Annotated in this window: 23 protein-coding genes, 1 pseudogene and 1 other annotated feature; of the genes and pseudogenes, 3 read left to right on the top strand and 21 right to left on the bottom strand. The window is 39.6% G+C overall.

Translation table 11 applies throughout. The features are described from left to right. Window positions 1–7: 7 nt before the first annotated feature. The 9 genes and pseudogenes from tgt to safA all read right to left on the bottom strand — a co-directional run. Window positions 8–1,147, bottom strand: a complete 1,140-nt coding sequence (gene tgt, locus EM808_RS06205; protein WP_127737321.1) for a tRNA guanosine(34) transglycosylase Tgt — start codon at window positions 1,145–1,147, stop codon at window positions 8–10. Between the two features lie 47 nt (window positions 1,148–1,194). Further along, on the bottom strand, window positions 1,195–2,223 hold the full coding sequence (queA, locus tag EM808_RS06200) for a tRNA preQ1(34) S-adenosylmethionine ribosyltransferase-isomerase QueA (RefSeq protein ID WP_127737319.1): 1,029 nt from the start codon (window positions 2,221–2,223) through the stop codon (window positions 1,195–1,197). A gap of 82 nt (window positions 2,224–2,305) precedes the next feature. Continuing rightward, on the bottom strand, window positions 2,306–3,304 hold the full coding sequence (ruvB, locus tag EM808_RS06195; RefSeq protein ID WP_127737902.1) for a Holliday junction branch migration DNA helicase RuvB: 999 nt from the start codon (window positions 3,302–3,304) through the stop codon (window positions 2,306–2,308). Between the two features lie 33 nt (window positions 3,305–3,337). After that, window positions 3,338–3,949, bottom strand: a complete 612-nt coding sequence (gene ruvA / locus EM808_RS06190; RefSeq protein WP_127737317.1) for a Holliday junction branch migration protein RuvA — start codon at window positions 3,947–3,949, stop codon at window positions 3,338–3,340. Window positions 3,950–4,161: 212 nt separating this feature from the next. Further along, entirely contained in the window at window positions 4,162–4,668 is a 507-nt protein-coding gene (locus EM808_RS06185; RefSeq protein ID WP_127737315.1) for an intercompartmental signaling factor BofC, read from the bottom strand. A gap of 105 nt (window positions 4,669–4,773) precedes the next feature. After that, window positions 4,774–5,682, bottom strand: coding sequence for an NAD-dependent epimerase/dehydratase family protein (locus tag EM808_RS06180; RefSeq protein ID WP_164849585.1), 909 nt, complete (start codon window positions 5,680–5,682; stop codon window positions 4,774–4,776). Window positions 5,683–6,062: 380 nt separating this feature from the next. After that, entirely contained in the window at window positions 6,063–6,695 is a 633-nt protein-coding gene (locus EM808_RS06175; protein ID WP_127737311.1) for a YhcN/YlaJ family sporulation lipoprotein, read from the bottom strand. A 111-nt stretch (window positions 6,696–6,806) separates the two neighbouring features. Next, window positions 6,807–7,778, bottom strand: a complete 972-nt coding sequence (locus EM808_RS06170; RefSeq protein ID WP_127737309.1) for a phosphotransferase — start codon at window positions 7,776–7,778, stop codon at window positions 6,807–6,809. Window positions 7,779–9,275: 1,497 nt separating this feature from the next. Further along, window positions 9,276–9,648 (bottom strand): annotated as a pseudogene (gene safA / locus EM808_RS29745) (SafA/ExsA family spore coat assembly protein); the annotation flags it as partial. A 290-nt stretch (window positions 9,649–9,938) separates the two neighbouring features. Here safA and EM808_RS06160 point away from each other — a divergent pair. After that, a complete protein-coding gene (locus EM808_RS06160) occupies window positions 9,939–10,478 on the top strand; it encodes a transcription repressor NadR (RefSeq protein ID WP_127737304.1) in 540 nt (179 codons plus the stop codon). Window positions 10,479–10,539: 61 nt separating this feature from the next. Here EM808_RS06160 and pheA read toward each other — a convergent pair whose 3' ends face one another. The 10 genes from pheA to EM808_RS06110 all read right to left on the bottom strand — a co-directional run bounded on the left by pheA (window position 10,540) and on the right by EM808_RS06110 (window position 18,460). Continuing rightward, window positions 10,540–11,394, bottom strand: a complete 855-nt coding sequence (gene pheA, locus EM808_RS06155; protein WP_127737302.1) for a prephenate dehydratase — start codon at window positions 11,392–11,394, stop codon at window positions 10,540–10,542. Window positions 11,395–11,466: 72 nt separating this feature from the next. Beyond that, complete coding sequence (locus EM808_RS06150) at window positions 11,467–11,922, bottom strand: ACT domain-containing protein (protein WP_127737300.1); 456 nt, start codon at window positions 11,920–11,922, stop codon at window positions 11,467–11,469. Window positions 11,923–12,044: 122 nt separating this feature from the next. Further along, on the bottom strand, window positions 12,045–13,334 hold the full coding sequence (gene obgE / locus EM808_RS06145; RefSeq protein ID WP_127737298.1) for a GTPase ObgE: 1,290 nt from the start codon (window positions 13,332–13,334) through the stop codon (window positions 12,045–12,047). Window positions 13,335–13,388: 54 nt separating this feature from the next. Continuing rightward, window positions 13,389–13,940, bottom strand: coding sequence for a Spo0B C-terminal domain-containing protein (locus EM808_RS06140; RefSeq protein WP_127737296.1), 552 nt, complete (start codon window positions 13,938–13,940; stop codon window positions 13,389–13,391). Between the two features lie 211 nt (window positions 13,941–14,151). Next, window positions 14,152–14,442, bottom strand: coding sequence for a 50S ribosomal protein L27 (gene rpmA / locus EM808_RS06135; RefSeq protein WP_016201696.1), 291 nt, complete (start codon window positions 14,440–14,442; stop codon window positions 14,152–14,154). Window positions 14,443–14,458: 16 nt separating this feature from the next. Further along, window positions 14,459–14,791, bottom strand: a complete 333-nt coding sequence (locus tag EM808_RS06130; RefSeq protein ID WP_127737294.1) for a ribosomal-processing cysteine protease Prp — start codon at window positions 14,789–14,791, stop codon at window positions 14,459–14,461. Window positions 14,792–14,800: 9 nt separating this feature from the next. Next, the gene (gene rplU / locus EM808_RS06125; protein WP_127737291.1) at window positions 14,801–15,109 is read right to left on the bottom strand and encodes a 50S ribosomal protein L21; all 309 of its coding nucleotides are present in this window, start codon (window positions 15,107–15,109) and stop codon (window positions 14,801–14,803) included. A 15-nt stretch (window positions 15,110–15,124) separates the two neighbouring features. Continuing rightward, window positions 15,125–15,205 (bottom strand) — a sequence feature (ribosomal protein L21 leader region). 68 nt (window positions 15,206–15,273) lie between these two features. Continuing rightward, a complete protein-coding gene (locus tag EM808_RS06120) occupies window positions 15,274–16,716 on the bottom strand; it encodes an Rne/Rng family ribonuclease (protein ID WP_235856585.1) in 1,443 nt (480 codons plus the stop codon). 114 nt (window positions 16,717–16,830) lie between these two features. Continuing rightward, window positions 16,831–17,691, bottom strand: a complete 861-nt coding sequence (locus EM808_RS06115; RefSeq protein WP_127737287.1) for a M50 family metallopeptidase — start codon at window positions 17,689–17,691, stop codon at window positions 16,831–16,833. Continuing rightward, the gene (locus tag EM808_RS06110) at window positions 17,684–18,460 is read right to left on the bottom strand and encodes a M23 family metallopeptidase (RefSeq protein ID WP_127737285.1); all 777 of its coding nucleotides are present in this window, start codon (window positions 18,458–18,460) and stop codon (window positions 17,684–17,686) included. Before EM808_RS06110 ends, EM808_RS06115 begins: the two co-directional genes overlap by 8 nt. A 226-nt stretch (window positions 18,461–18,686) precedes the next feature. On the opposite strand from EM808_RS06110, the gene EM808_RS06105 reads away from it, so the two are divergent. Continuing rightward, window positions 18,687–19,298 (top strand): DedA family protein, encoded by a 612-nt coding sequence (locus tag EM808_RS06105; protein ID WP_127737283.1) that lies wholly within the window; start codon window positions 18,687–18,689, stop codon window positions 19,296–19,298. A gap of 67 nt (window positions 19,299–19,365) precedes the next feature. After that, the gene (locus EM808_RS06100; protein ID WP_127737281.1) at window positions 19,366–19,737 is read left to right on the top strand and encodes an iron chaperone; all 372 of its coding nucleotides are present in this window, start codon (window positions 19,366–19,368) and stop codon (window positions 19,735–19,737) included. A 66-nt stretch (window positions 19,738–19,803) separates the two neighbouring features. Here the strand turns inward: EM808_RS06100 and minD are convergent, their stop codons facing one another. Both minD and minC read right to left on the bottom strand, forming a co-directional pair. Beyond that, window positions 19,804–20,607 (bottom strand): septum site-determining protein MinD, encoded by an 804-nt coding sequence (minD, locus tag EM808_RS06095; protein WP_127737279.1) that lies wholly within the window; start codon window positions 20,605–20,607, stop codon window positions 19,804–19,806. Continuing rightward, window positions 20,600–21,286 (bottom strand): septum site-determining protein MinC, encoded by a 687-nt coding sequence (gene minC, locus EM808_RS06090; protein WP_127737277.1) that lies wholly within the window; start codon window positions 21,284–21,286, stop codon window positions 20,600–20,602. Before minC ends, minD begins: the two co-directional genes overlap by 8 nt. Window positions 21,287–21,485 lie beyond the last annotated feature (199 nt).

Genomic DNA, 21,485 nt, shown 5'->3' with positions numbered 1-21,485 from the left:
CCTCTATTTAAAAGTTTTTAGCATTTGGCTTATTAAAACCGTAGCGCTCAAAAAACTCTTCTTTGAAGTCCCCCAATCGATCTTCGCGAATCGCTTGTCTGACATTCTCCATTAAGTTTAACAGAAAATAGAGATTATGGTAAGATGTAAGTCTAATTCCGAACGTTTCGTCACATTTAATTAAATGACGGATGTATGCACGGCTGTAGTTTTTACATGTATAGCAATCACAATCCGGATCAAGCGGTCCGAAATCTCTTGCATATTTCGCGTTTTTCACAACAAGTCTGCCTTCGCTCGTCATGCATGTACCATTGCGGGCAATTCGTGTCGGAAGCACACAGTCAAACATATCAATCCCTCTGATAGCACCATCTATTAAAGAATCCGGTGAACCTACTCCCATTAAATAACGAGGCTTATTATCAGGCATTAATGGTGTTGTAAACTCGAGCACTCTGTTCATGACATCTTTCGGTTCTCCAACAGAAAGCCCTCCGACTGCATAGCCTGGGAAGTCCAATGAAACAAGATCTCGTGCACTTTGCTTACGAAGTTCTTCGTATTCTCCACCTTGAATAATACCAAACAAACCTTGATCCTCTGGTCTGCCATGTGCTTTAAGACAGCGCTCAGCCCATCTGGACGTACGCTCAACAGATGCTTTCATATAGTCATATTCTGCAGGGTACGGCGGACATTCATCAAATGCCATCATGATGTCTGAACCAAGTGCATTTTGAATTTCCATCGCTTTCTCAGGAGAGAGGAACAGCTTATCCCCATTCAAGTGATTTCTAAAATGGACACCCTCTTCTTGAATTTTGCGGAAATCGCTCAATGAGAAGACTTGGAAGCCGCCTGAATCTGTTAAAATAGCCTTATCCCAGTTCATGAACTTATGCAGGCCGCCTGCTTCTTTCACAATTTCATGTCCTGGACGAAGCCATAAATGATACGTGTTGCTCAAAATGATATTGGCACCCATTGTTTTTAAATCCTCTGGAGCCATCGTTTTTACTGTCGCCAATGTTCCAACAGGCATGAACGCAGGTGTTTCAAAGGAACCATGCGGAGTATGTACGATACCCAGCCGTGCTCCTGTTTGTTTACATGTCTTAATTAATTCGTAACGTATTGCAGTCAATGTATAATCTCCTTTATTAAAAAAATGCAATCGCCTTATAAAAGGTATTATCTGATAAACATAGCATCTCCAAAGCTAAAGAAACGGTAACGTTCTTTCACGGCAGTTTCATAGGCATGAAGAATGTTCTCTCTGCTTGAAAGGGCACTTACAAGCATAATAAGTGTTGATTTCGGCAAATGGAAATTCGTTATCATTCCATCAATCCCTTTAAATTCATAGCCAGGATAAATAAATATGCTCGTCCAGCCGTTACTTTCCACAAACTTGCCGTCATTCGCACTAGCAATTGTCTCTAATGTGCGAGTCGATGTAGTGCCGACAGATAAAATACGACCGCCTTCTTCTCTCACCTTATTCAATAACTTGGCAGTGCCAGTAGTAAGCTGATAAAATTCAGCATGCATCTCATGCTTATCAATATCCTCCACATTTACTGGGCGGAAAGTGCCAAGGCCAACATGTAATGTGATAAAGGCAATATGAACTCCTTTTGCTTTTAATTCCTCAAGCAGCTCCTCTGTAAAATGAAGACCAGCAGTCGGAGCAGCAGCAGAGCCTCTTTCCTTTGCATAAACGGTTTGATATCTGTCCTGATCATCCAATGTTTCCTTTATGTATGGCGGCAGAGGCATTTCGCCAAGCTCATCGAGGATTTCATAAAAAATTCCGTCATACAAAAATTCCAGAATTCTCCCCCCATGCTCTAGCTCTTCTTTACATACTGCCTTCAGTTTACCAGCTCCAAAGGAAATAATGGCTCCCTTCTTCACACGCTTTGCAGGCTTTACCAATGTTTCCCATTGCTCGCCTTCTTGCTGCTTAAGCAGGAGCACCTCAATATGTGCACCAGTATCTTCTTTTTCACCATGCAATCTTGCAGGAAGAACTCTCGTATCATTAAGAACAAGGCAGTCGCCTGGGTTTATGTATTCAATAATATCCTTGAATGTACGGTGCTCCAAGCTGCCTGTTTCCTTATCCACTACCATAAGTCTGCTGCTTGTTCTGTCCTTTAAAGGAACTTGGGCAATCAACTCTTCAGGCAGATGAAAATCAAATAAATCTACTTTCACTTTAATTCACCTTATCTCTCTTTTAAGAACTTATATACTCTAGTTGGAAGCATAACAGGGCAATTTGCCCTCCTATGCATTCTTACATCTCTTTTTCTATATTTAAATGCTCGTAGCCTAAATCAGTGACAATCCTTCCACGCGGTGTTCTCTGCAAAAATCCAATCTGCAGTAAATATGGCTCATATACATCTTCAATCGTATGTGCCTCCTCACCAATTGTTGCAGCAATTGTCTCTAATCCGACAGGCCCGCCTCTAAATTTATGAATCATGCCTATTAATAATTTATGGTCAATATGGTCTAAACCTAAACGGTCAACTTGCAAAAGTTCCAAAGAATCATGTGCGAGTTTATCCGTGATGCTACCATTCCCTTTAACTTGAGCAAAATCCCTTACCCTTCTCAGCAAACGGTTCGCAATCCTTGGTGTCCCTCTTGATCTTCTGGCAATTTCCAAAGCTGCGCCGTCCTCGATATCGACGTTTAGCACTTGGGCTGTGCGGACAACAATATTTGTTAACTGATTCTCATTATAATACTCCAGCCTGCTCAAGACACCGAATCGATCTCTAAGTGGTGCAGACACAGATCCTGCTCTTGTTGTCGCTCCAACTAATGTAAATGGCGGCAGGTCAAGACGGACAGACCTTGCACTTGGACCTTTGCCAATCACAATATCTAAGCAATAGTCCTCCATTGCAGGATAAAGTACTTCCTCAATGGAACGGGGAAGTCTGTGAATCTCATCAATGAAAAGAACATCTCCAGGCTCCAATGCAGTGAGGATGGCGGCCAAATCACCTGGCCTTTCAATTGCCGGCCCGGCAGTCGTCCTGATATTTACGCCCATTTCATTTGCAATAATCGTCGCCAAGGTTGTTTTCCCTAATCCTGGAGGTCCATACAACAGGACATGGTCAAGGGCTTCTTCCCTAAATTTTGCCGCTTCTATGAACACTTCCAGATTATCTTTCACTTTATCCTGGCCGATATACTCTTTTAATCGAAGGGGACGCAAACTCTGCTCGAAGGAAACTTCCAATGAGTCGGCTTCTCCAGATACGATGCGGTCATCCAACATAATCCACTCCTCTCCTTAAAAGATACCTAATTAAATTTTGAGAAGCAGTTTTAACGCAAGCTTAATATACTCGTCTGTCGTAAGCTGTTCCTTCTTCAGCTGGGGAACGACCTTTTTAACCTCTCTATCCGAGTAACCGAGTGCGGTTAATGCTAGAATTGCTTCATCCAATTGTGTGGCACCAGCTTTTTTCTGCTCCACTTCATCCACATTGAATAAATCAGGAAAGAAATCTGGCATAATGTCTGACAGTTTTCCTTTCAAGTCGAGTATCATTTGCCTTGCTGTCTTTTTGCCGACGCCAGGGAACTTCACTAAAAATGCTTCATCCTCATTTTCTATTGCAGAAATCACTTGATCCGGCTCACCTGAAGCCAAAATAGCAAGTGCTCCCTTCGGCCCTATTCCCGATACATTGAGCAGCTTTGTAAATAATGTCTTTTCATCCTGTGAGCGAAAACCGTATAAGCTTATCATATCTTCTCTTACATAATGATACGTATAAACAATAATATTCTGCTTTGCCATAGACGAAAAAGAGAAAGGATTCGGTGTTTTTATCTGATAACCGATATCATTATTTTCGACCACTATGTATTCAGGTCCGATATATTCAATTTTCCCTTTAATATATTCGTACAAATCCTGTTCGCTCCCTTATAAAAGCTATAAAGACTATTTTAGCATATATTAAAGAAAAACTACCATATAAGATATTTTCTAAAAATTAAGAAAAAATAAACATAATAAAAAACCATTTACTGCTACAAATGGTTTTTTAATAAGAATATTTGGGCTCAGGCAATCGAAAATTCGCTTTTCTTTTCAATTGCCTAAAAAAGTGACTAGAGGTATCAGTTCGCTAGATTATTGGTATCGAGACTTTTAAATGTCTCGAGAACTTCGACATAACGATTCTTGTTTTTGATTGGAATACCGTTTTGCAAACTTTTTTGCTGCGTGGATTCCAGCTTCTCTAAGTCTATTTGGAAAAAGGATTGGATAATGTTCGACTTATTCGGTTTACCGTTGTAAACACCTAGAACGCCTTCATCTGAGACTCCGAAATAGCCATTTGCTTTAAGTAATGGTGAAATATCATCCATTTCCTGCTTAAAAACAAATTGGTGACTATCCATATTCACCAGTTGCCAGTTCTCATATTTGGACCAGAAATCTTCCATCGACCATATCGTTTCCTCTATACACTCTTCACTTATATCTCCATCTAAATATACTCTTTGCAGCAAAACAGCGAACTTCTTCGGAGATTGTGCATTGGCTACATTCTCCCTAGCCGGATACGCAGATAATAGAATGATAAGAAGAATAGAGAACAATAAAAGGAATCTGGTTTTCATTATGAATCACCTCTTCAGCTTACTAGAAAAACTTAAATTCCCTATTAGTCTCACCAGAATATCTAAAATCATGCTCACAAAATTCCAAAATAGATAAACAAACTATTAAGAATGCTTTTTTAATCTAAATTGCTGCATTGCCTTTTCAAGCCCCTCACGCAATGATATATCTGCTTTCCAACCCAATATTTCCTTTGCCTTTGCAACAGAAACTGAACAAGAGGAAGCAAGCTCGCCTTGTGAATCCTTAAAAATCGGATGCAGATTTCCAGCTGAATCTCCTATCATTTCTGCTGCTTCTTGTAAACTGTACATACTTTGTGAAGCAATATTAATTATTTCATTATCCCCCTTTGTCAAGGAAGCAAGAATAGCATCCACGGCATCATCAATATAAACAAAGTTTCGAAGCTGTTTTCCATCACCATAAATAACAGGAGCCTGTCCATCTATTGCCTTTTCCAAATTATCTGCAATGAATCCTTCTGTTTGAATGCCATATATATCTGCAAATCTCAAGATCGTAAAAGGTAAAGAATATAGCTTATGATAGTGCATGACATACTTCTCTTCCATCTTTTTCGATAAGCCTTCAAAAAGAGCTGGATCTAAAAAGTTGTCTTCAACAGCCTCTTCGGTTTCATTTCCGTAAACAGAAATGGCACTTGGAAAAATCACCTTTTTTACTTTAGCTTCCACACAAGCCTCTAGCACATTTATCGTTGTTGCAATATTTACTTCTGACTGATCAAATGAATCTTTCATAGCATTAGAAGTAATAAGCTCATGTTTCAGATGCAATACAATATCTATCTTTTCCTGTGTGAAAATGGAAGTAAGCTCTCTCTTGTCTAGATCCGTTTTATAATAGCTAGCCATTCCATTTAGATTTGTATCCAAATCCCATTCACGATTATCTGCCAGCACTACCTTCATTCCACTCGCTGTAAGCTTTTCCATTACCTTAACTGCCATGCTATTACTGGCTCCCCCAGTCACAAGTACCTTCACCATTTTCCCCTCCATTATGTATGCTTCACACGTTCTCTATAACGAATATTTACTTCATTATAAAGCAATATCATCTTTATGGAAAGGAAAATCTTTGTATTTTTTTCATTATATCGAACAAACCATACGCACACAGTGTTTATATTCGTTGTTTTTGTTTTTAATTAAGAACATTTCAAAGCGTTAATTATCAATATATATGGATAGAACAATGCATTTTCAACAGACAGATTTGTGTTGCCTATTTCCATTTCCACTAAGGTTTATAATCATAAATAGATCCAAAATCAAAAAAAGAACCCAAACTATTACGCGAATTCTCACTAAAATCCTGCATAATAATTTGGGTCTTGCTTATACTTCCATACTTTGTTTCAATTTTTTTATAAATTATTGGAACGGTTAGCTTTACTTATAATGTCCCGCTTATTTATATCAATTGTTTTTTCTGGAAGACGTTTTCGGATTCCTTTATTAATACTGTCTATATTAAGGAAAATCCCTTTATCTGTTACAATAGATGCTTCTTTCCCATTTATATAGCTATCAATTTCCTTCCGTACAGCAGATCTTGTGTTCTTACTTGTTGCTCTGTTATCCACTTCCAATGCAACTAACACATTGTCTTCATATACTAATGTACGCACATCTTTCACGTTATTTACTTTTAAAACGGCCTTATTAATCTTATCTGCCAGCTCTGTATCATAAACATCTACTCGATTTCCGATATTTTCAGTACGGGCATTTAGATTATTGCTTGTATCAGCACGGTTTTGTTTGCCCTCACTTCCGAATGTATGGTCGAGTGCCTCCGTTAGCGGTCCATCATTATCTTGATTTCCTAATACCCTTGCATTTCCTGTGCTTTCTTGTTCATGGCGCTCATTTGAATAATAGCCGAGTGGCATAGATTCAGCTTTACCGTCATTGTCCAGGTCTTGATTTGTATTACCGCAGCCTGCCAACAGCATGAAAGTTAGCGTTAATGGAGCTGCTGCCTTATTCCACTTCATCAATGCAAACTCCCCTTTATCTTTCGTTTTGAGCAAATATGCTCTACATTATTTTTTTCAAAAGGGAAGCCTTTCATGCTAAGAAAGTATAGGCATACATGTTAACAATCTCTAATCGGTTAATTTCATCATTTTATAGACAAATTTTCTCCTTTTAGAAAATTGTTGCTCTGTCAGCTCCACAACATGCTCTCTAGCTAAGTCATTTTCCATCTTATTCTGCCTAATAAGCCGATTCCATTCACGCAGTATATCTGTCGGAAAGGCTAATCCAATTAAAAAAGACCTTTCGTGTAGAAATGGCTGTAGCAAATTCATTTTTTGAAGCTGAGAATGGGACCAACCAATAACCGGTAAAATACGATTGGCAAATTGCAAATAATCCATACTTCTTGGGCCAATACTAATAAGGTCGAAATCAATTAAATATAAATGTCCATTTAAACCACGGATAAAATTATGATGTGCAACATCTCCATGCAAGATTACCTTTTTTTCATTCGCCATATTAGCTTTTTCTTTTTCTAATTGGTAAAGTGTCCAGTCCATCCAGCTGGTCAATTCCTGCAACAAATTTTTTTTTATAAATGGAGCTGCAACAGGTAAATTTGCCTTAAACTGCTTACTTCTTTCCGTCCACTTCTCATAAATATCAAAATGAGGCAAAACATATTGATAGGCATCAACGAGCTTTTCTGTGCATTCGTAATATTGCCCTAATAAGACTAAGGCCTCCTGTCTGCTTTCCTTTTCTCCGTAAGAGAAAGGTTTAAGGCTTCCAGGTATGTACTCGATGCATCCATAGATGCAATTATCTATAATAATTGGGTCCTGATCAAAGGAAAAAAAGCGATACGTTGCTTGAAACCCCTCATAATGAAGGGAATTCGTAAATGCCTCTTGAATTTTTAATTTTTTATAGCTTGGAAACTCCTTTAATATTAGCCAATTATAGTCTGTTATAACTAGATAAACTTGCTTACGGATTCGCTTTAGCTCTTTAACTGGGTATGGCAGCTTCGTTTGTAATAAAGAGAGGAGACGATAGACTGAATTATCGTCTCCTCTGTTGTTAAATTTCATAGTCACTGCTTTCGTCTAGATAACGAGGCATTCCAAATGGTGTCACTTCATTAATTCCATATGGGTGCACTAATGGAGGCTGCCCGTTTCCATGGAATGGAGGTGCAAAAATTGGAGCATTTCCTCCTGGACCCATAATTGGCGCAGCATGAAAGTCGCGTGTTCCAGGACTGCCGCCCATCATTCCATCAAACGGCATTCCTTGCATTCCACCCATGTCATCCATCGGGAATTGCATTGGCACATTTCCTGCTGCCCCTTGTGGATATGGAGGCTCCTGCATATAAGGCATTCCACCACCTCCAGGATATCCTGGACCGCCAGTCATAGGCATACCGCCCATTTCTGGATTAAAGCCTTCCTGCATTCCCATTGCCCCCGGACCGAATGGTTCTCCTCCTGGATAGGTGAATGGCGCTTGGCCTCCCATTCCTGGGTCAAAGCCTTGCTGCATTCCCATTGCTCCTGGATTGCCTCCGAATGGCATCTGGCCTCCCATTCCTGGATTAAAGCCTTGTTGCATTCCCATTGCTCCCGGATTGCCTCCAAATGGCATTTGGCCTCCCATTCCTGGGTTAAAGCCTTCCTGCATTCCCATTGCTCCCGGATTGCCTCCGAATGGCATTTGGCCTCCCATTCCCGGGTCAAAGCCTTGCTGCATTCCCATTGCTCCCGGATTGCCTCCGAATGGCATTTGGCCTCCCATTCCCGGGTCAAAGCCTTGCTGCATTCCCATTGCTCCTGGATTGCCTCCGAATGGCATTTGGCCTCCCATTCCCGGGTCAAAGCCTTGCTGCATTCCCATTGCTCCTGGATTGCCTCCAAACGCCATCTGACCTCCCATTCCTGGGTCGAAGCCTTGCTGCATTCCCATTGGTGCAGAATGAGTATGACTTGGAAATGGCACAGCAGGTCCTCCACAACCACAATCTTCTTTGAATGGAAGCTGCGGCATTTGCATTTGTGCTGGAGCAGTATAGGCTGCAGGTGCAACATTTGTGTAATCAGATGATTCGTTCATATCATAAGAAGTATGCATTGGCATATGACCATAATTCTGGAACGGCTGCTGCTGAACAGGCATCTCCATATGACCATGCATCGGGCTTACTTGTGCATGCTGGAATGGCTGTGTGCTAGGAGTAAATGGAGTATTGTACGATGAGGAAGATTCTTCCCATTTATGCTTTACTCCATGCCCATGTGCAGGCATAACCATTGGTGCCTGATATGTGTGATCCATCGGATATGTTTCCATTGGCACACCTTCTGGAATGCATACGCCTGGCGGGAAGCCTGAGCCTGGCATCATCGGTGATACCTCATAACAATATGGTTGATACGGAATAATCGGTGGACAAACCTCTTGCTTTGGCTCTTCCTTTACAATTGGAGCGATATTAACAGGCTTTTCTGCTACTGGCTTTTGCGGTACAGGCTTTTCTGCTACTGGCTTTTGTGGCACTGGCTTTTCTTTAACATCTATATCTACATTTGTCATGTTCATGGAATAGTAATTGTGGATATCAATTTCAGGAATGATTGGTTTAGGCATTTTTGGAGTATGTGGTTTTTCTTTTTTCGGCATTTCCTTCTTAGGCATCTCTTTTTTTGGCTGCTCTTTTACGATCGGTTTTTCTTTGATGATTGGTTGCTCTTTATAAATTGGTTGTTCTTTTTTAATTCCTGCTATTGGCGCTTCTTTTTTTATACTGCCGCCAGCAGTAGGAACTTTAACTTTCATACCGGGCATAATCATATCTGGATTACTTAGCTGGGAATTTAACATCTTTAACTCTTCGAAATTAACGCCGTATTTTTTGGCGATTTCCCAAAGAGTATCCCCCTTTTGTACGATATGGATTTTCACTATAGATTCCCTCCTATGCATATGTCCATATAGTCTATGTTGTTGTAGAAAAAGTGTTATCGTTCTTCAAAAAAATTTATGCTGTTTTCACAAGATTTATGTACTGCTCGCTAAATGTTCTTATATAGTAACTTACTTTTATCTGTATGGACTCACCATTAAAATCGAAATTATTGGCGACTAAAGCGATTAGTTTGGTAAAATAGGACAAGGTATGAAAACAGGATAAAAAAGCTCTAACCATATATGAGATCAGGGCATCCTTGAATGGATTGTTAAGGAGGAGTTTTATGGAAGAAAAAAAAATGCTCGGAGAAGAAAGAAGGAGCTATATATTATCCTTGCTGAAAGAGAATAGCCGACCATATACAGGCAGTGAGCTATCAAAGCTTACAAATGTCAGCAGGCAGATAATTGTTGGCGACATTACCCTGCTTAAGGCGAAAAATGAGCCGATTATTGCCACAAGTCAAGGATATTTATATTTGCAGCAATCAAAGCCTGAGCTTTTTGAAAAAATAATCGCCTGTAACCATGCTCCAGAAAAAACAGAGGAAGAGCTTCTTTTAATTGTCGATTACGGAGTAACTGTCAAGGATGTAAAAATTGAACATCCTGTTTACGGTGACTTGACGGCATCTATTCTTGTGTCCAATCGTAAAGAAGTACAGCAGTTTATGAAAAAAATCCAAAGTACCAATGCAGTTTATTTATCACAACTAACATCAGGCATTCATTTACATACATTAACTGCAAATTCCCAATCTGCCCTGACAGAAGCAGAAGCTGCTCTAAGAAACGCCGGGTTTTTGATAGGATTGGATGACTGAGTGTTGCTTTTTTAACAGACTTATACAAAAAAGGTGCCTAATATTAATTAGGCGCCTTTTTTTATTTCGCATCCGTATAAAAAGGATATGATCCCAGCAGTTTTACTTCACAACCAATTGCTTCAAGCTCTGACATCGCACCTGGAATTAATACATCATCAAGCTCACGATCTATATCGATAATGAAGAAATAATTGCCAAGACCAGTTTTTGTTGGTCGTGATTCTATTTTAACGAGGTTAAGCTTCCTCCACGCAAATGCGGACAACACTTGATGAAGTGCTCCAGATTCATCAGCAGGAAGTGTAACCATTAAGCTCGTTTTGTGACCAACAAGCTTGCATTCATTCGGCTGATAGGCAATGTTATTTTTGGAAATGATAATAAAACGCGTATGGTTATTATCAAAATCATGAATATTCCTTTTAACAATTTCTAAACCATATTCATTAGCCGTTAGTTCATTTCCAATAGAAGCCGCCTTAAGCTCTGGATTTTCCTTTATAAATTGAGCAGCTCTTGCTGTGGAAGTGGTATTTTCACATCTAATTCCATTCCATTCAGTATGAAGGAATCGGTGACATTGAGCAATAGCATGGGAATGGCTGTATACCGTTTCTGCTTCTTTCCAGCTATCTTTAAAATTTGGATGCACCATCAAATGTTGTTTGATTGGAACAGTTATCTCCCCTTTAATTGGCAGGTCCACCTCATGAATTAAATAATCTAGTGTAATGTTAACAGAACCCTCTAATGTATTCTCAACAGGAACAAGCGCAGCCTCCACTTCCCCTTGCATGACAGCATCCATGCAATTGGGAATAGTCATAAACGGAAGCTTCTCCGCATCTGGAAACAATTTATTTACTGCAATATTTGTAAATGTTGCTTTCGGTCCTAGATACCCTACTTTCACTTTCCTTCTCCTCCAACTAAAACGCTATTTATGTATAATTCTGAATTCTCTTCTAAAAGAAAAGGGAGCACATTATGCTCCTGAGCTTAAAACTTCTACTTTCTCTACAAACTCAAGCATGCGCAGCCTTTCAAGTAATGCATCAATAGAGATTTCCATTTCTGCTGTATTTAAGGAAAGGGTTACGTTCGCCCGTCCCTGCAATGGAATGGTTTGGTGAATGGTCAAAACATTGCAGCCACCTGATGCTACGACATTCAGCAATTTAGAAAGCGTACCAGACCTGTCCTCAATATAAAAGAATAAAGTAATCAGGCGCTCCTTTACAACAGTATGAAATGGAAAAATCGTATCTCTGTATTTATAAAAAGCACTTCTGCTTAAATCAACCTTTTGAACCGCATCAAAAACAGACTCTGCTTTTCCTCGTTCCAGCAATTCCTTTGCTTCCAATGTTTTTTTCATTGCCTCTGAAAGAACATCCTCACGGACTAGAAAAAAACGCTGGTCCAATTTATTCTGTTTCATTCGCTCACCCTCTTTTTAAGCTAAAGTGAAACTTCCATGGGAAAACCCCATGAAAGTTTAGCAAATTTAGTTTATGGCTTAGACTTGCCATAAAAGGAGAGAGAAACATCCTTTAAGCAAGATTAATCAATGAACTCAAATTCATATTCCATTAATTTTACGATGTCCCCATCTTTTGCACCACGTTGTCTTAACTCTTCATCTATTCCCATACCCCTCATTTGACGAGCAAATCTTTTCACAGACTCATCTCTTGAGAAGTCAGTCATCTTGAACAGCTTTTCAATTCCTTCACCTGTCAGAACAAAGCTTCCGTCAGAGTCTCTTGAGATAAAGAATTGACGCTCATCCGCTTCATGCTTGTAAAGCACACGGTGAACTCCAGCCTCTTCTTGCACTTCCTCAAGCGGGAACTCAGGTGTTGTTTCCAATTTATCTGCTATGGCAAACAACAAATCTCTTAAGCCTGTTCTTGTTATCGCAGACACAGGGAAAATAGGATAATCTTCTTCCAGCTTTTCTTTGAAGACCTTCAAGTTCTCCTCTGCATCTGGCATGTCCATTTTATTAGCAACAATGATTTGCGGTCTTTCAAGAAGGCGCATATTGTACTCTTGTAGCTCCTTATTGATCGTAATATAATCTTCGAAAGGATCTCTGCCTTCGATTGCAGCCATATCAATAACATGGACGATAACTCTTGTACGTTCAATATGGCGTAGGAACTGATGACCTAATCCGACACCAGAGTGCGCACCTTCAATTAGTCCTGGCAAATCTGCCATTACAAAGCTTCTGCTATCCTCTGTTTCTACCATTCCTAAGTTTGGAACGATTGTCGTGAAATGATAATCAGCAATTTTAGGCTTCGCTGCAGACACAACAGAAAGAAGCGTTGATTTACCTACACTTGGGAAACCAACAAGGCCGACATCTGCCAATACTTTAAGCTCTAATGTCACTTCGCGCTCTTGGCCTGGCTCACCGTTTTCAGAAAGTTCTGGAGCAGGATTCGATGGGCTAGCAAAACGGGAATTTCCACGTCCGCCGCGACCAGCTTTAGCGATTACTGCCTGCTGACCATGCTGTGTTAAATCTGCAATCGTTTCTCCTGTTACCGCATCTGTCACAACAGTGCCCGGAGGAACTTTGACAATCATGTCCTTCGCATTCCTACCGTGCTGGTTCTTAGACATGCCGTGCTCTCCGCGCGGTGCCTTAAAGTGGCGCTTGTAGCGGAAATCCATTAATGTCCGTAAGCCTTCTTCTACTTCAAAGACTACATCTGCTCCGTTACCGCCATCTCCGCCAGCTGGTCCGCCTTTTGGAACATATTTCTCTCTGCGAAAGGCAACCATTCCATTGCCGCCGTCGCCGCCTTTCACGTAAATCTTGACCTGATCAACAAACATATTACAACTTCCTCCTAAAATAGGCTTCTTCCTCGCCTATGAATCGAAATACAATTAATTGTTATCCTTATGCTGCTTTATTAGTAGCTCGACCGTTAATTCCTCATCAGAGATATCACTTTTTTCCACAAGAAAACCATCTTTCAGCTTCTCCTGCAGGAAATCGATAAGCAGCTTTTTCTCTTCTATTATTCCGCTAAAATCAAAAAACAATCGAGTTTCCGTTAATTGTGGCTCGATTGACACGGAAAGATTATTATCATGGTATTTTTTGATGCTTTTATCCAATACGGAAAAAAATCGGCTCGTCCAGTCAGTCAGTGCAAAGTCTTCTATACAATGACACTTTTGTTCATTAAGCACTTCATATTCCAAACGAAATGAATAGCTTTCCCAATTGGACGTCAAAATTTTAGCCGCAAACGCAGGAAGCTCCAAATTAGAAAGCCTTGCCTCCTGCTGTGCTTCCAAAATGATGTCATCAATGATTTCCTCAACGCGCTCTGTTTTGTTTAATGCCATATTCCCTTTGATAAGTTGGATTTTATTTAGCCAATCATGGCGTACATGTCTTAAAAATTCAATTGTATCCCGGTCTCTGTTCATTATCGTACTCCTACACGGTTATTTAGTGTCAGAAGACTTCTCGTATGTAAGTATAACAAAAAATGAAACGACACGTAAAAATATAGCAAAAAAATGCAAATCTTTTCTTTCAGCACTTAGACAGAAAGCATACATGCTGTCTGTCTAAGTGCTGAAAAACTAAATAAAATAAAAGACTGACTCCAAAAGAGCCAGCCTTTTCATAAGAAACTTATGCTTCTTGTGCTACTGGGTATACGCTAACTTGTTTGCGATCACGGCCTAGACGCTCAAATTTAACGATTCCGTCAACTTTTGCGAATAGTGTATCATCGCCACCACGACCAACGTTAACTCCTGGATAGATTTTTGTACCGCGTTGACGGTAAAGAATGCTTCCACCAGTTACTAATTGACCATCTGCACGTTTAGCTCCTAAACGTTTAGAAATGGAGTCACGTCCGTTCTTTGTAGAACCTACCCCTTTTTTCGATGCAAAAAACTGAAGATCTAATCTTAACATTCGTTCCACCTCCTATTTAATTATACTTGATTGCAACATGCTTGCCATAGTCCCGTTCAATCGTCTCCAAGGAAACGACCATCCCCTCTAAAAGAAGTTGAATTCTTTCACGAGTTTCAGCAGGAAGATTTGCAGGTATGCCACAGCTCAAAAATCCGCCATCTTTGCCTTGCTCTATATCAGGTGTGATGCCTGTAATGGATATAACTGCGTTAATCGCTCCGATGGAGACAGCTGAAACACCAGCACAGACAATATCATTCCCATGATTAGCAAACAAGGCATGACCGCTTATTGTAAATGATTCAATAACGCCTGAATCTGTTTTGTTAATCGTTATGTCGATCATACAAACACCTTACGCGTTGATTTTTTCAATAACAACTTTTGTGTACGGTTGACGATGACCTTGCTTTTTATGATAGTTTTTCTTCGCTTTGTATTTGAAAACGATGATTTTCTTTTGACGGCCTTGTTTTTCAACTTTAGCTGTAACAGTAGCTCCTTCAACAACTGGGCTTCCTACTTTTACATTTTCTCCGCCAACGAAAAGAACGCGGTCGAAAGTAACTGTCTCGCCAGCTTCACTGTTTAATTTCTCAATGTAGATAGCTTGACCTTCTTCAACTTTGATTTGCTTTCCGCCTGTTTCAATAATTGCGTACATTAAAATGCACCTCCTTGTTATACTAAGACTCGCCAATCACAGGCGCTTTGTTAACCAAAGACTTATGTAACCTGTTCTGTGCGGTTGTAGTAGCGGGTGCTACAAACAACATTAAAATACTAACACGATTTCAGGATACTGTCAATCAATCGTTTTGGTTTCTCTTAGCTATTATTTTTTTGGCCAATATACTTAATATGATAGTCGGGAATCGCAAAGTCCCTTTCGTGCAAGGTGATTTGCATGCCAAGTATTTCTTCGAGCCGCTTTAAATGCTGCTTATCTTTTCCTGAGAAAACCTTGATTACCTCACGCTGTGCCTCTACTTCTATTAAATCGTGGTCACTTCTTTCATATTCCCATAGTTCCCGCTCTAGCTTAAAAGCCATACTTTCAGCGCTCATTACAGCACCAGTGCCGTCACAAACTGGGCATTTTGTTTTAACAGCTTGTGAGAGCGGCACGACCGTTTTTTTGCGGGTGATTTGGAGAATACCGAGTGCAGTAAAGCCAATAACCTTTGTTTGCCTGCTGTCCTTTTGCAGCTCTTTTTTCATAATTTCTTCGATTTTTCTTTCATGCTCCTTTGGCATGTCGATAAAATCAATTAAGATAATTCCCGATAAATCTCTTACTTTAAGCTGTCTGGCCGCTTCAAGTGCTGCATACCGATTCGTATCAAAAGCAGTTTGCTCCAAATTATGCTTGCCTTCATACTTACCTGTATTCACATCAATAATGGTCGCTGCTTCCGTTTCATCAATAATCAGATACGCTCCCTTTTCAAGCCAAACGATTCTTTTTAAGGCATCCTCAATGTCCTTTTCAACAGCAAAGAAGGAAAAAAGATTTTTGTTATCAGCATAATAGTGAAAGGTTAGCTTAGGAAAGACACTGCTCCAGCCTTTAGCTTCCTCCTGTGTATCAACAAAAACCTCACCTGATTCCATCTTTTCCAAAATGCGAAACAGCTCTCGTTCGTAATCATTATTTGCTAAAAGCAATGCTGGTTTTTTTGCAGTGGCAGCTTGTCTTAATAATTCGGTATACTTCTGCCGCAATTCGTCTACTTCTGCTGTAAGTTCTGCTTCACTTGCATTTGCAGCGCTTGTCCGAAAGATAAGTCCTTCTGATTGAGCTGTGAGTTTTTTTCCGACGGAGCGCAATTGCTGTTGTAGTTTTTGGTCAGCCAGCTTTTTGGAGACAGCAATATACCTCCCGTAAGGCATATACACAAGATTATCCTTCTGGAGCTCGACAATCCCTGTCAGCTTAGGACCCTTTGTCCCTGTTGCATCCTTGACAACCTGGACAAGTACCTTTTCCCCTTGTTTTATATATGTCGATATACTTCTGTTTTTCTTTTCATTAAAGGAGCTGTCATCAGCCGAATAGGAAGCTAGCTTATCCTTTGGCAAATAGCAGTTTTTGACTTCGCCGATATCAACAAAAGCAGCATTCATACCAGGTGCCACCTTTGTAACAATTCCTACATATATATTGCCAACAGCAGACTTCTGCTGGGGCTGCTCGATATACAGTCTTTCTAATTTATTATTGAAGAGATAAGCAAACCGCTTCTCTCTGGATTTCATATTTACTAACATCTTTTCCAAACACATTCATCCTTTTTGTTCCATGATTCTTCTATTGTACCTGATTTTTAATCAGGAAAGAAAGACAGCATAAAGAGATGTCTGGAATCCTGACATCTCACCCACTCACCGGTACAGTAAATCACTAATTTTAGCGGTCACAAGCTTTTCTGCGAAATAAGCGTGAAGCACTTCATTCTCATCTAAGGAGTGGTTCACTTTTCCCTTTTTCAATACGATTGGATGCTTGCAGCCACGATGAAATCGTTCTAAAACATGAAACAAAAGCTCCTCTTCTTTGACCTCTATCGGCATTAGCTTTCTGAGTTCATTTGTTTTTCCATAATATCTCTCCAGTAAAAATCGGAGAAATATATAGCGCCTTTGCTTCCACTCATAAAACAGCGAGAACCACAAAAACAGCAAAATAATCCATGCATTAAGATTTGTTGGCATATATAAAAGGATTGCACCTAAAAACAAAAGGGTAACAGTTAAGGACAAAAGCAGTGTTATTTTATGGGCAGCCGGAAAGGACTTCTTTAAAGATAAAAATAAAAACAAAACCTTCCCCCCATCCAGCGGCCAAATAGGGAGTAAATTAAAACAAAAAATCATCAAATTAAATTCTAAAAAAGAATGAAAAAGGTATTCCGACATCACCCCTTGTTCATAAGCGATATAGCCTAATGCAACCATCCATATATGCTGAAGCGGTCCTGCAATCGTTACAATTGCTTCCTCTTTTAACGGTCTATTGCCATGCTCATCCATTTCTGCCACACCGCCGAAAGGAAGCAAGGCAATTCGTTTAATTCTCCATGAAAAGTGAGCTGCAGCGAGCGCATGCCCTAATTCATGCACAAGAATGATAAGCAAAAGCAAGCATAATTCATAAAAATGGGCGGTTATGACGCCTATGCCAATAACAGCCCATAAGAATGGATGAATATAAATTGATTGAAATACACGTAGGTACTTATTCAAACTCGATCACCTGAATGGGATCGATAAAATCATCATCTTTTTTAATAGCAAAGTAGAATAAGCCAAGTGTATCATTTGTTCCATAGCCGGAAGCTAAACCGACCTTTGTGCCTTTTTTGACAGCTTCGTAAATTCTTACATCAACCTCTTCCAGATTGCCATACCAAGATTCGCTTTTATCACTATGCTGTATCACCACGGTGTTTCCAAACCCCTCTTTCTCCCCTATAAATGTAACCGTCCCTTCGTTCAATGCCTGCACTGTCGTATCAATGCCTGTTTCAATTGCCACCCGCTGTCCTGTATCAGCAAAATCTTCTAAAATTTTTCCAGAAGCAGATAGGGCATATTGCTGTAATGGGTTGTCATCTGCAGGCTCTTCCTCACCAGCCTTTGTTGGTAAGAAGGCAAGCGGCTTGCCAAACTGATCCTCATACCAATTAGACACAAAGGCAAAATTGAATTCTTGATTCATTGCTTGTCTTATTGATGTTTCTGCTTTTTGGAGGGTAGGGGATTGATTTCTCACGATAATTGCCACTGCTAAAAACAAAACGGCTGCACCTAGTATTTTTAATAGGAATAAATCCTTGCGGAATAGTGGATGAAAATCATCCTTATTGTCATTTTCATAATGGAAGGTATTGTGGTCGTTAGATTCTTCTTCATCATTCCAAAGAATCCTTCTCTCCACATTTTTCTGCATTCTTTCTCGTTCTCTTTTTCTTTTTTCAATTCTTCTCCTGATTTCATCTGCACGTGAACTCAAAAGTCTCTCCTCCCCAATACCTTGTCCTAATAGTCTTATTCTATGAATCATTCAAAACAAGTATGACAACAGCCTGCAAAATTTATGTGCTTTCCTTATTCTCCTGTTTATATTGGCAATTTCATCACTACTTTTGCTATTATTAAAGTAATACTGTTTATGGAAAATATTTGTCCTTTTGGGAAAGGGCAATTAACATAATCGTTAAAACAAAAAGGAGGTCTTTATGGAAAATTGGATTACAAACACGATGGAGGAATTCGGTTATATCGGAATATTACTATTGATAACAATAGAAAATATCTTTCCTCCCATCCCATCAGAAATCATCCTAACATTCGGCGGTTTCATGACAACCTATACTGATATGACTGTTTTTGGTGTTGTTGCTGTTTCGACAGTAGGTTCTGTTTTGGGTGCAGTTATCCTTTATTGGATCGGAACACTTTTAAATATGGAAAAGATAGAGAGTATAGTAGATAGATGGGGACATATTATTAGATTGACTAAAGAAGATGTACATAAAGCAAACGGCTGGTTTGACAAATACGGTTACTGGACTGTTTTTTTCTGTCGTTTTATTCCGCTTATTAGAAGTTTAATTTCTCTGCCTGCTGGAATGGCAAAAATGAACTTCGGTATCTTCCTTGTATTAACAACACTTGGTACGCTTATTTGGAACTATGTGCTGATTCGTATCGGCGCTGCTGTTGGTTCATCATGGGAATCAATCGTTGAATATATGGATATTTATTCTAATATTATTTATGTAGTCATTGCACTTGCTATCATTGTTTTCCTTTTCTTGTATATTCGTAAACGCCTTATAAAATCATAATAAAAGGATTGTCCCTCTGTTCTGCGGAGGGGCTGTAAAAATAGCTAATTTCTATCAGGAGGAACTAATGGAAGCATTCGCAGAATATTTAGAGAAGATTGATAACCCGCTGCACCGGGAACGGACAGAAGAGGTTTTAAGCTGGGTTGCAGAAAACTATCCAAATCTAGTGGCAAAAATAGCATGGAAGCAGCCAATGTTTACAGATCACGAAACATTTATTATCGGCTTTAGCATTGCTAAACACCATTTAGCAGTTGCTCCTGAAAAAGTCGTCATTGAACGTTTTTCCAATGATATTAAAGAGTCAGGCTATGATCACACAAAAGAATTAGTGCGCATTAAGTGGGAAAAACCAGTCGATTTTTCTCTGTTGGCAAAAATGATTGAATTTAATATTGCCGATAAAGCAGACTGTACTACTTTCTGGCGGAAATAAAAAAACTGCCGACAACCTATCCAGTTGTCGGCAATGCAAAGCAGCTTATGAATATAAGCTGCTTTTTTATTTCGCTCCGAAGAACATTTTTATACGGGCAAACATACCTTTTGATTCCTCTTCTAAATGTTGAAGCGGAACTGTTTCGCCTAGAATTCTTCTGGCAATGTTTCGGTATGCAAGTGATGATTTGCTGTTTGGATTAAGCGCAATTGGTTCACCGCTGTTAGAAGCCTTTATTACTTCATCATCATCTGCCACGATTCCAAGCAAGCCGATGGATAGATGGGATGTTACTTCATCAATATCAAGCATGTCGCCGTTTTTCATCATATGATTTCTAATACGGTTAATAACTAACATCGGAGATTCGATATGATCTTCTTTTTCAAGAAGGCCAATAACTCTGTCGGCGTCCCTGACAGATGATACTTCAGGTGTAGTTACAACAATAGCTTTATCTGCACCAGCAACAGCATTTTTATAGCCTTGTTCGATTCCTGCCGGGCAATCAATAATAATATAATCGTAATCCTGTTTTAGCTTAAGAACAAGCTCCTTCATCTGCTTCGGATGCACTGCTGTTTTATCACTTGTTTGTGCAGCAGGCAGCAAATACAATAAATCATCAAATCGTTTATCCTTAACAAGCGCTTGATGAATTTTGCATCTTTCCTCCACAACATCCACCAAATCATAAATAATTCTATTTTCAAGTCCCATAACCACATCAAGGTTACGCAGACCTATATCTGTATCTATTAAACAAACTTTTTTCCCTTGCAATGCAAGAGCAGTTCCGATATTAGCGCTCGTGGTGGTTTTCCCGACACCACCCTTTCCAGACGTTACAACGATAGCCTCACCCATTATTTTGTCCCCCTTCCAATTTTGTCAAATTCGGTCTTAGATGTGTTAACACTTGTAATCTATCAATCATAATTTCACTGTTATCCACATATGCGCATTCCATATCCCGCTTGTCTTTTTCTGGATACTCATCAGGCGCTCTCGTTATTAATGTATTGATGCGAAGCTGTGTCGGCCTCATAACAGATGCAGCGACAATCGCCTTCTCATTTCCATTCACACCTGCATGCGCCACACCTTTTAAGCTTCCCATTATATAAATATTGCCTCCTGCGACTACCTTACCACCAGGATTGACATCACCAATCAGCAATAAGTCGCCTGGAACCTCCAATACCTGACCAGAACGAACGATACTAGCAACGGATACAATCTCGTTTTCCTGCGCAATTTGTTCCGCTTCTGACTTTGTAATAATATTGCTGTTTATATCTTGGACAGAGAGATTCTTTTTTGATTGAATCGCCTCGACAAGCTCTTCTTTCTGATTCTCTGTTATGTATCTATTGCCAAGCTCAACATTAACCGTAATGTTCTGTTTCTCCCCGTGCATGCTTGAGCTTTCACGGAGCTTTTCTTCAAGCTCCCTCATCATGTCTTCATAGGAACAGTTATCATGGAGATGAAGGCTTAAGCCACTTTTTGTCCCCTTAATGGTTACTAACTGCTTTCTTTTCATTTCAAGATGTTCACCTCTGCTAGAAAAAGGAATAATCCTTATCTGTCTATCTAAAAAAAGTCTTGTTCCTGCTATATATTCGACAAAAGTAAATAAAAATCCTCTTTAAAACAAAGCAAAGAATTGAAAAATGATGACAATACTAGAAAAATCCCTTCCCATAAAGCAAAAAAAACACTTTATGGAAAAGGGTTATTTC

Source organism: Niallia taxi (genome assembly GCF_004005475.1).
Classification (GTDB): domain Bacteria; phylum Bacillota; class Bacilli; order Bacillales; family Cytobacillaceae; genus Niallia; species Niallia taxi.
The sequence above is the reverse complement of the archived record's forward strand: the minus strand, read 5'-3'. Positions and strand labels throughout refer to the sequence as shown.

Excerpts from the sequence above, each read along its gene's own strand:
- EM808_RS06185 (WP_127737315.1), bottom strand. The coding sequence starts at position 4,668 with ATGAAAACCAGATTCCTTTTATTGTTCTCTATTCTTCTTATCATTCTA.
- EM808_RS06180 (WP_164849585.1), bottom strand. The coding sequence starts at position 5,682 with ATGGTGAAGGTACTTGTGACTGGGGGAGCCAGTAATAGCATGGCAGTT.
- EM808_RS06175 (WP_127737311.1), bottom strand. The coding sequence starts at position 6,695 with ATGAAGTGGAATAAGGCAGCAGCTCCATTAACGCTAACTTTCATGCTG.
- EM808_RS06170 (WP_127737309.1), bottom strand. The coding sequence starts at position 7,778 with ATGAAATTTAACAACAGAGGAGACGATAATTCAGTCTATCGTCTCCTC.
- EM808_RS06160 (WP_127737304.1), top strand. The coding sequence starts at position 9,939 with ATGGAAGAAAAAAAAATGCTCGGAGAAGAAAGAAGGAGCTATATATTA.
- EM808_RS06150 (WP_127737300.1), bottom strand. The coding sequence starts at position 11,922 with ATGAAACAGAATAAATTGGACCAGCGTTTTTTTCTAGTCCGTGAGGAT.
- obgE (WP_127737298.1), bottom strand. The coding sequence starts at position 13,334 with ATGTTTGTTGATCAGGTCAAGATTTACGTGAAAGGCGGCGACGGCGGC.
- EM808_RS06140 (WP_127737296.1), bottom strand. The coding sequence starts at position 13,940 with ATGAACAGAGACCGGGATACAATTGAATTTTTAAGACATGTACGCCAT.
- rpmA (WP_016201696.1), bottom strand. The coding sequence starts at position 14,442 with ATGTTAAGATTAGATCTTCAGTTTTTTGCATCGAAAAAAGGGGTAGGT.
- EM808_RS06130 (WP_127737294.1), bottom strand. The coding sequence starts at position 14,791 with ATGATCGACATAACGATTAACAAAACAGATTCAGGCGTTATTGAATCA.
- rplU (WP_127737291.1), bottom strand. The coding sequence starts at position 15,109 with ATGTACGCAATTATTGAAACAGGCGGAAAGCAAATCAAAGTTGAAGAA.
- EM808_RS06120 (WP_235856585.1), bottom strand. The coding sequence starts at position 16,716 with ATGTTAGTAAATATGAAATCCAGAGAGAAGCGGTTTGCTTATCTCTTC.
- EM808_RS06105 (WP_127737283.1), top strand. The coding sequence starts at position 18,687 with ATGGAAAATTGGATTACAAACACGATGGAGGAATTCGGTTATATCGGA.
- EM808_RS06100 (WP_127737281.1), top strand. The coding sequence starts at position 19,366 with ATGGAAGCATTCGCAGAATATTTAGAGAAGATTGATAACCCGCTGCAC.
- minD (WP_127737279.1), bottom strand. The coding sequence starts at position 20,607 with ATGGGTGAGGCTATCGTTGTAACGTCTGGAAAGGGTGGTGTCGGGAAA.
- minC (WP_127737277.1), bottom strand. The coding sequence starts at position 21,286 with ATGAAAAGAAAGCAGTTAGTAACCATTAAGGGGACAAAAAGTGGCTTA.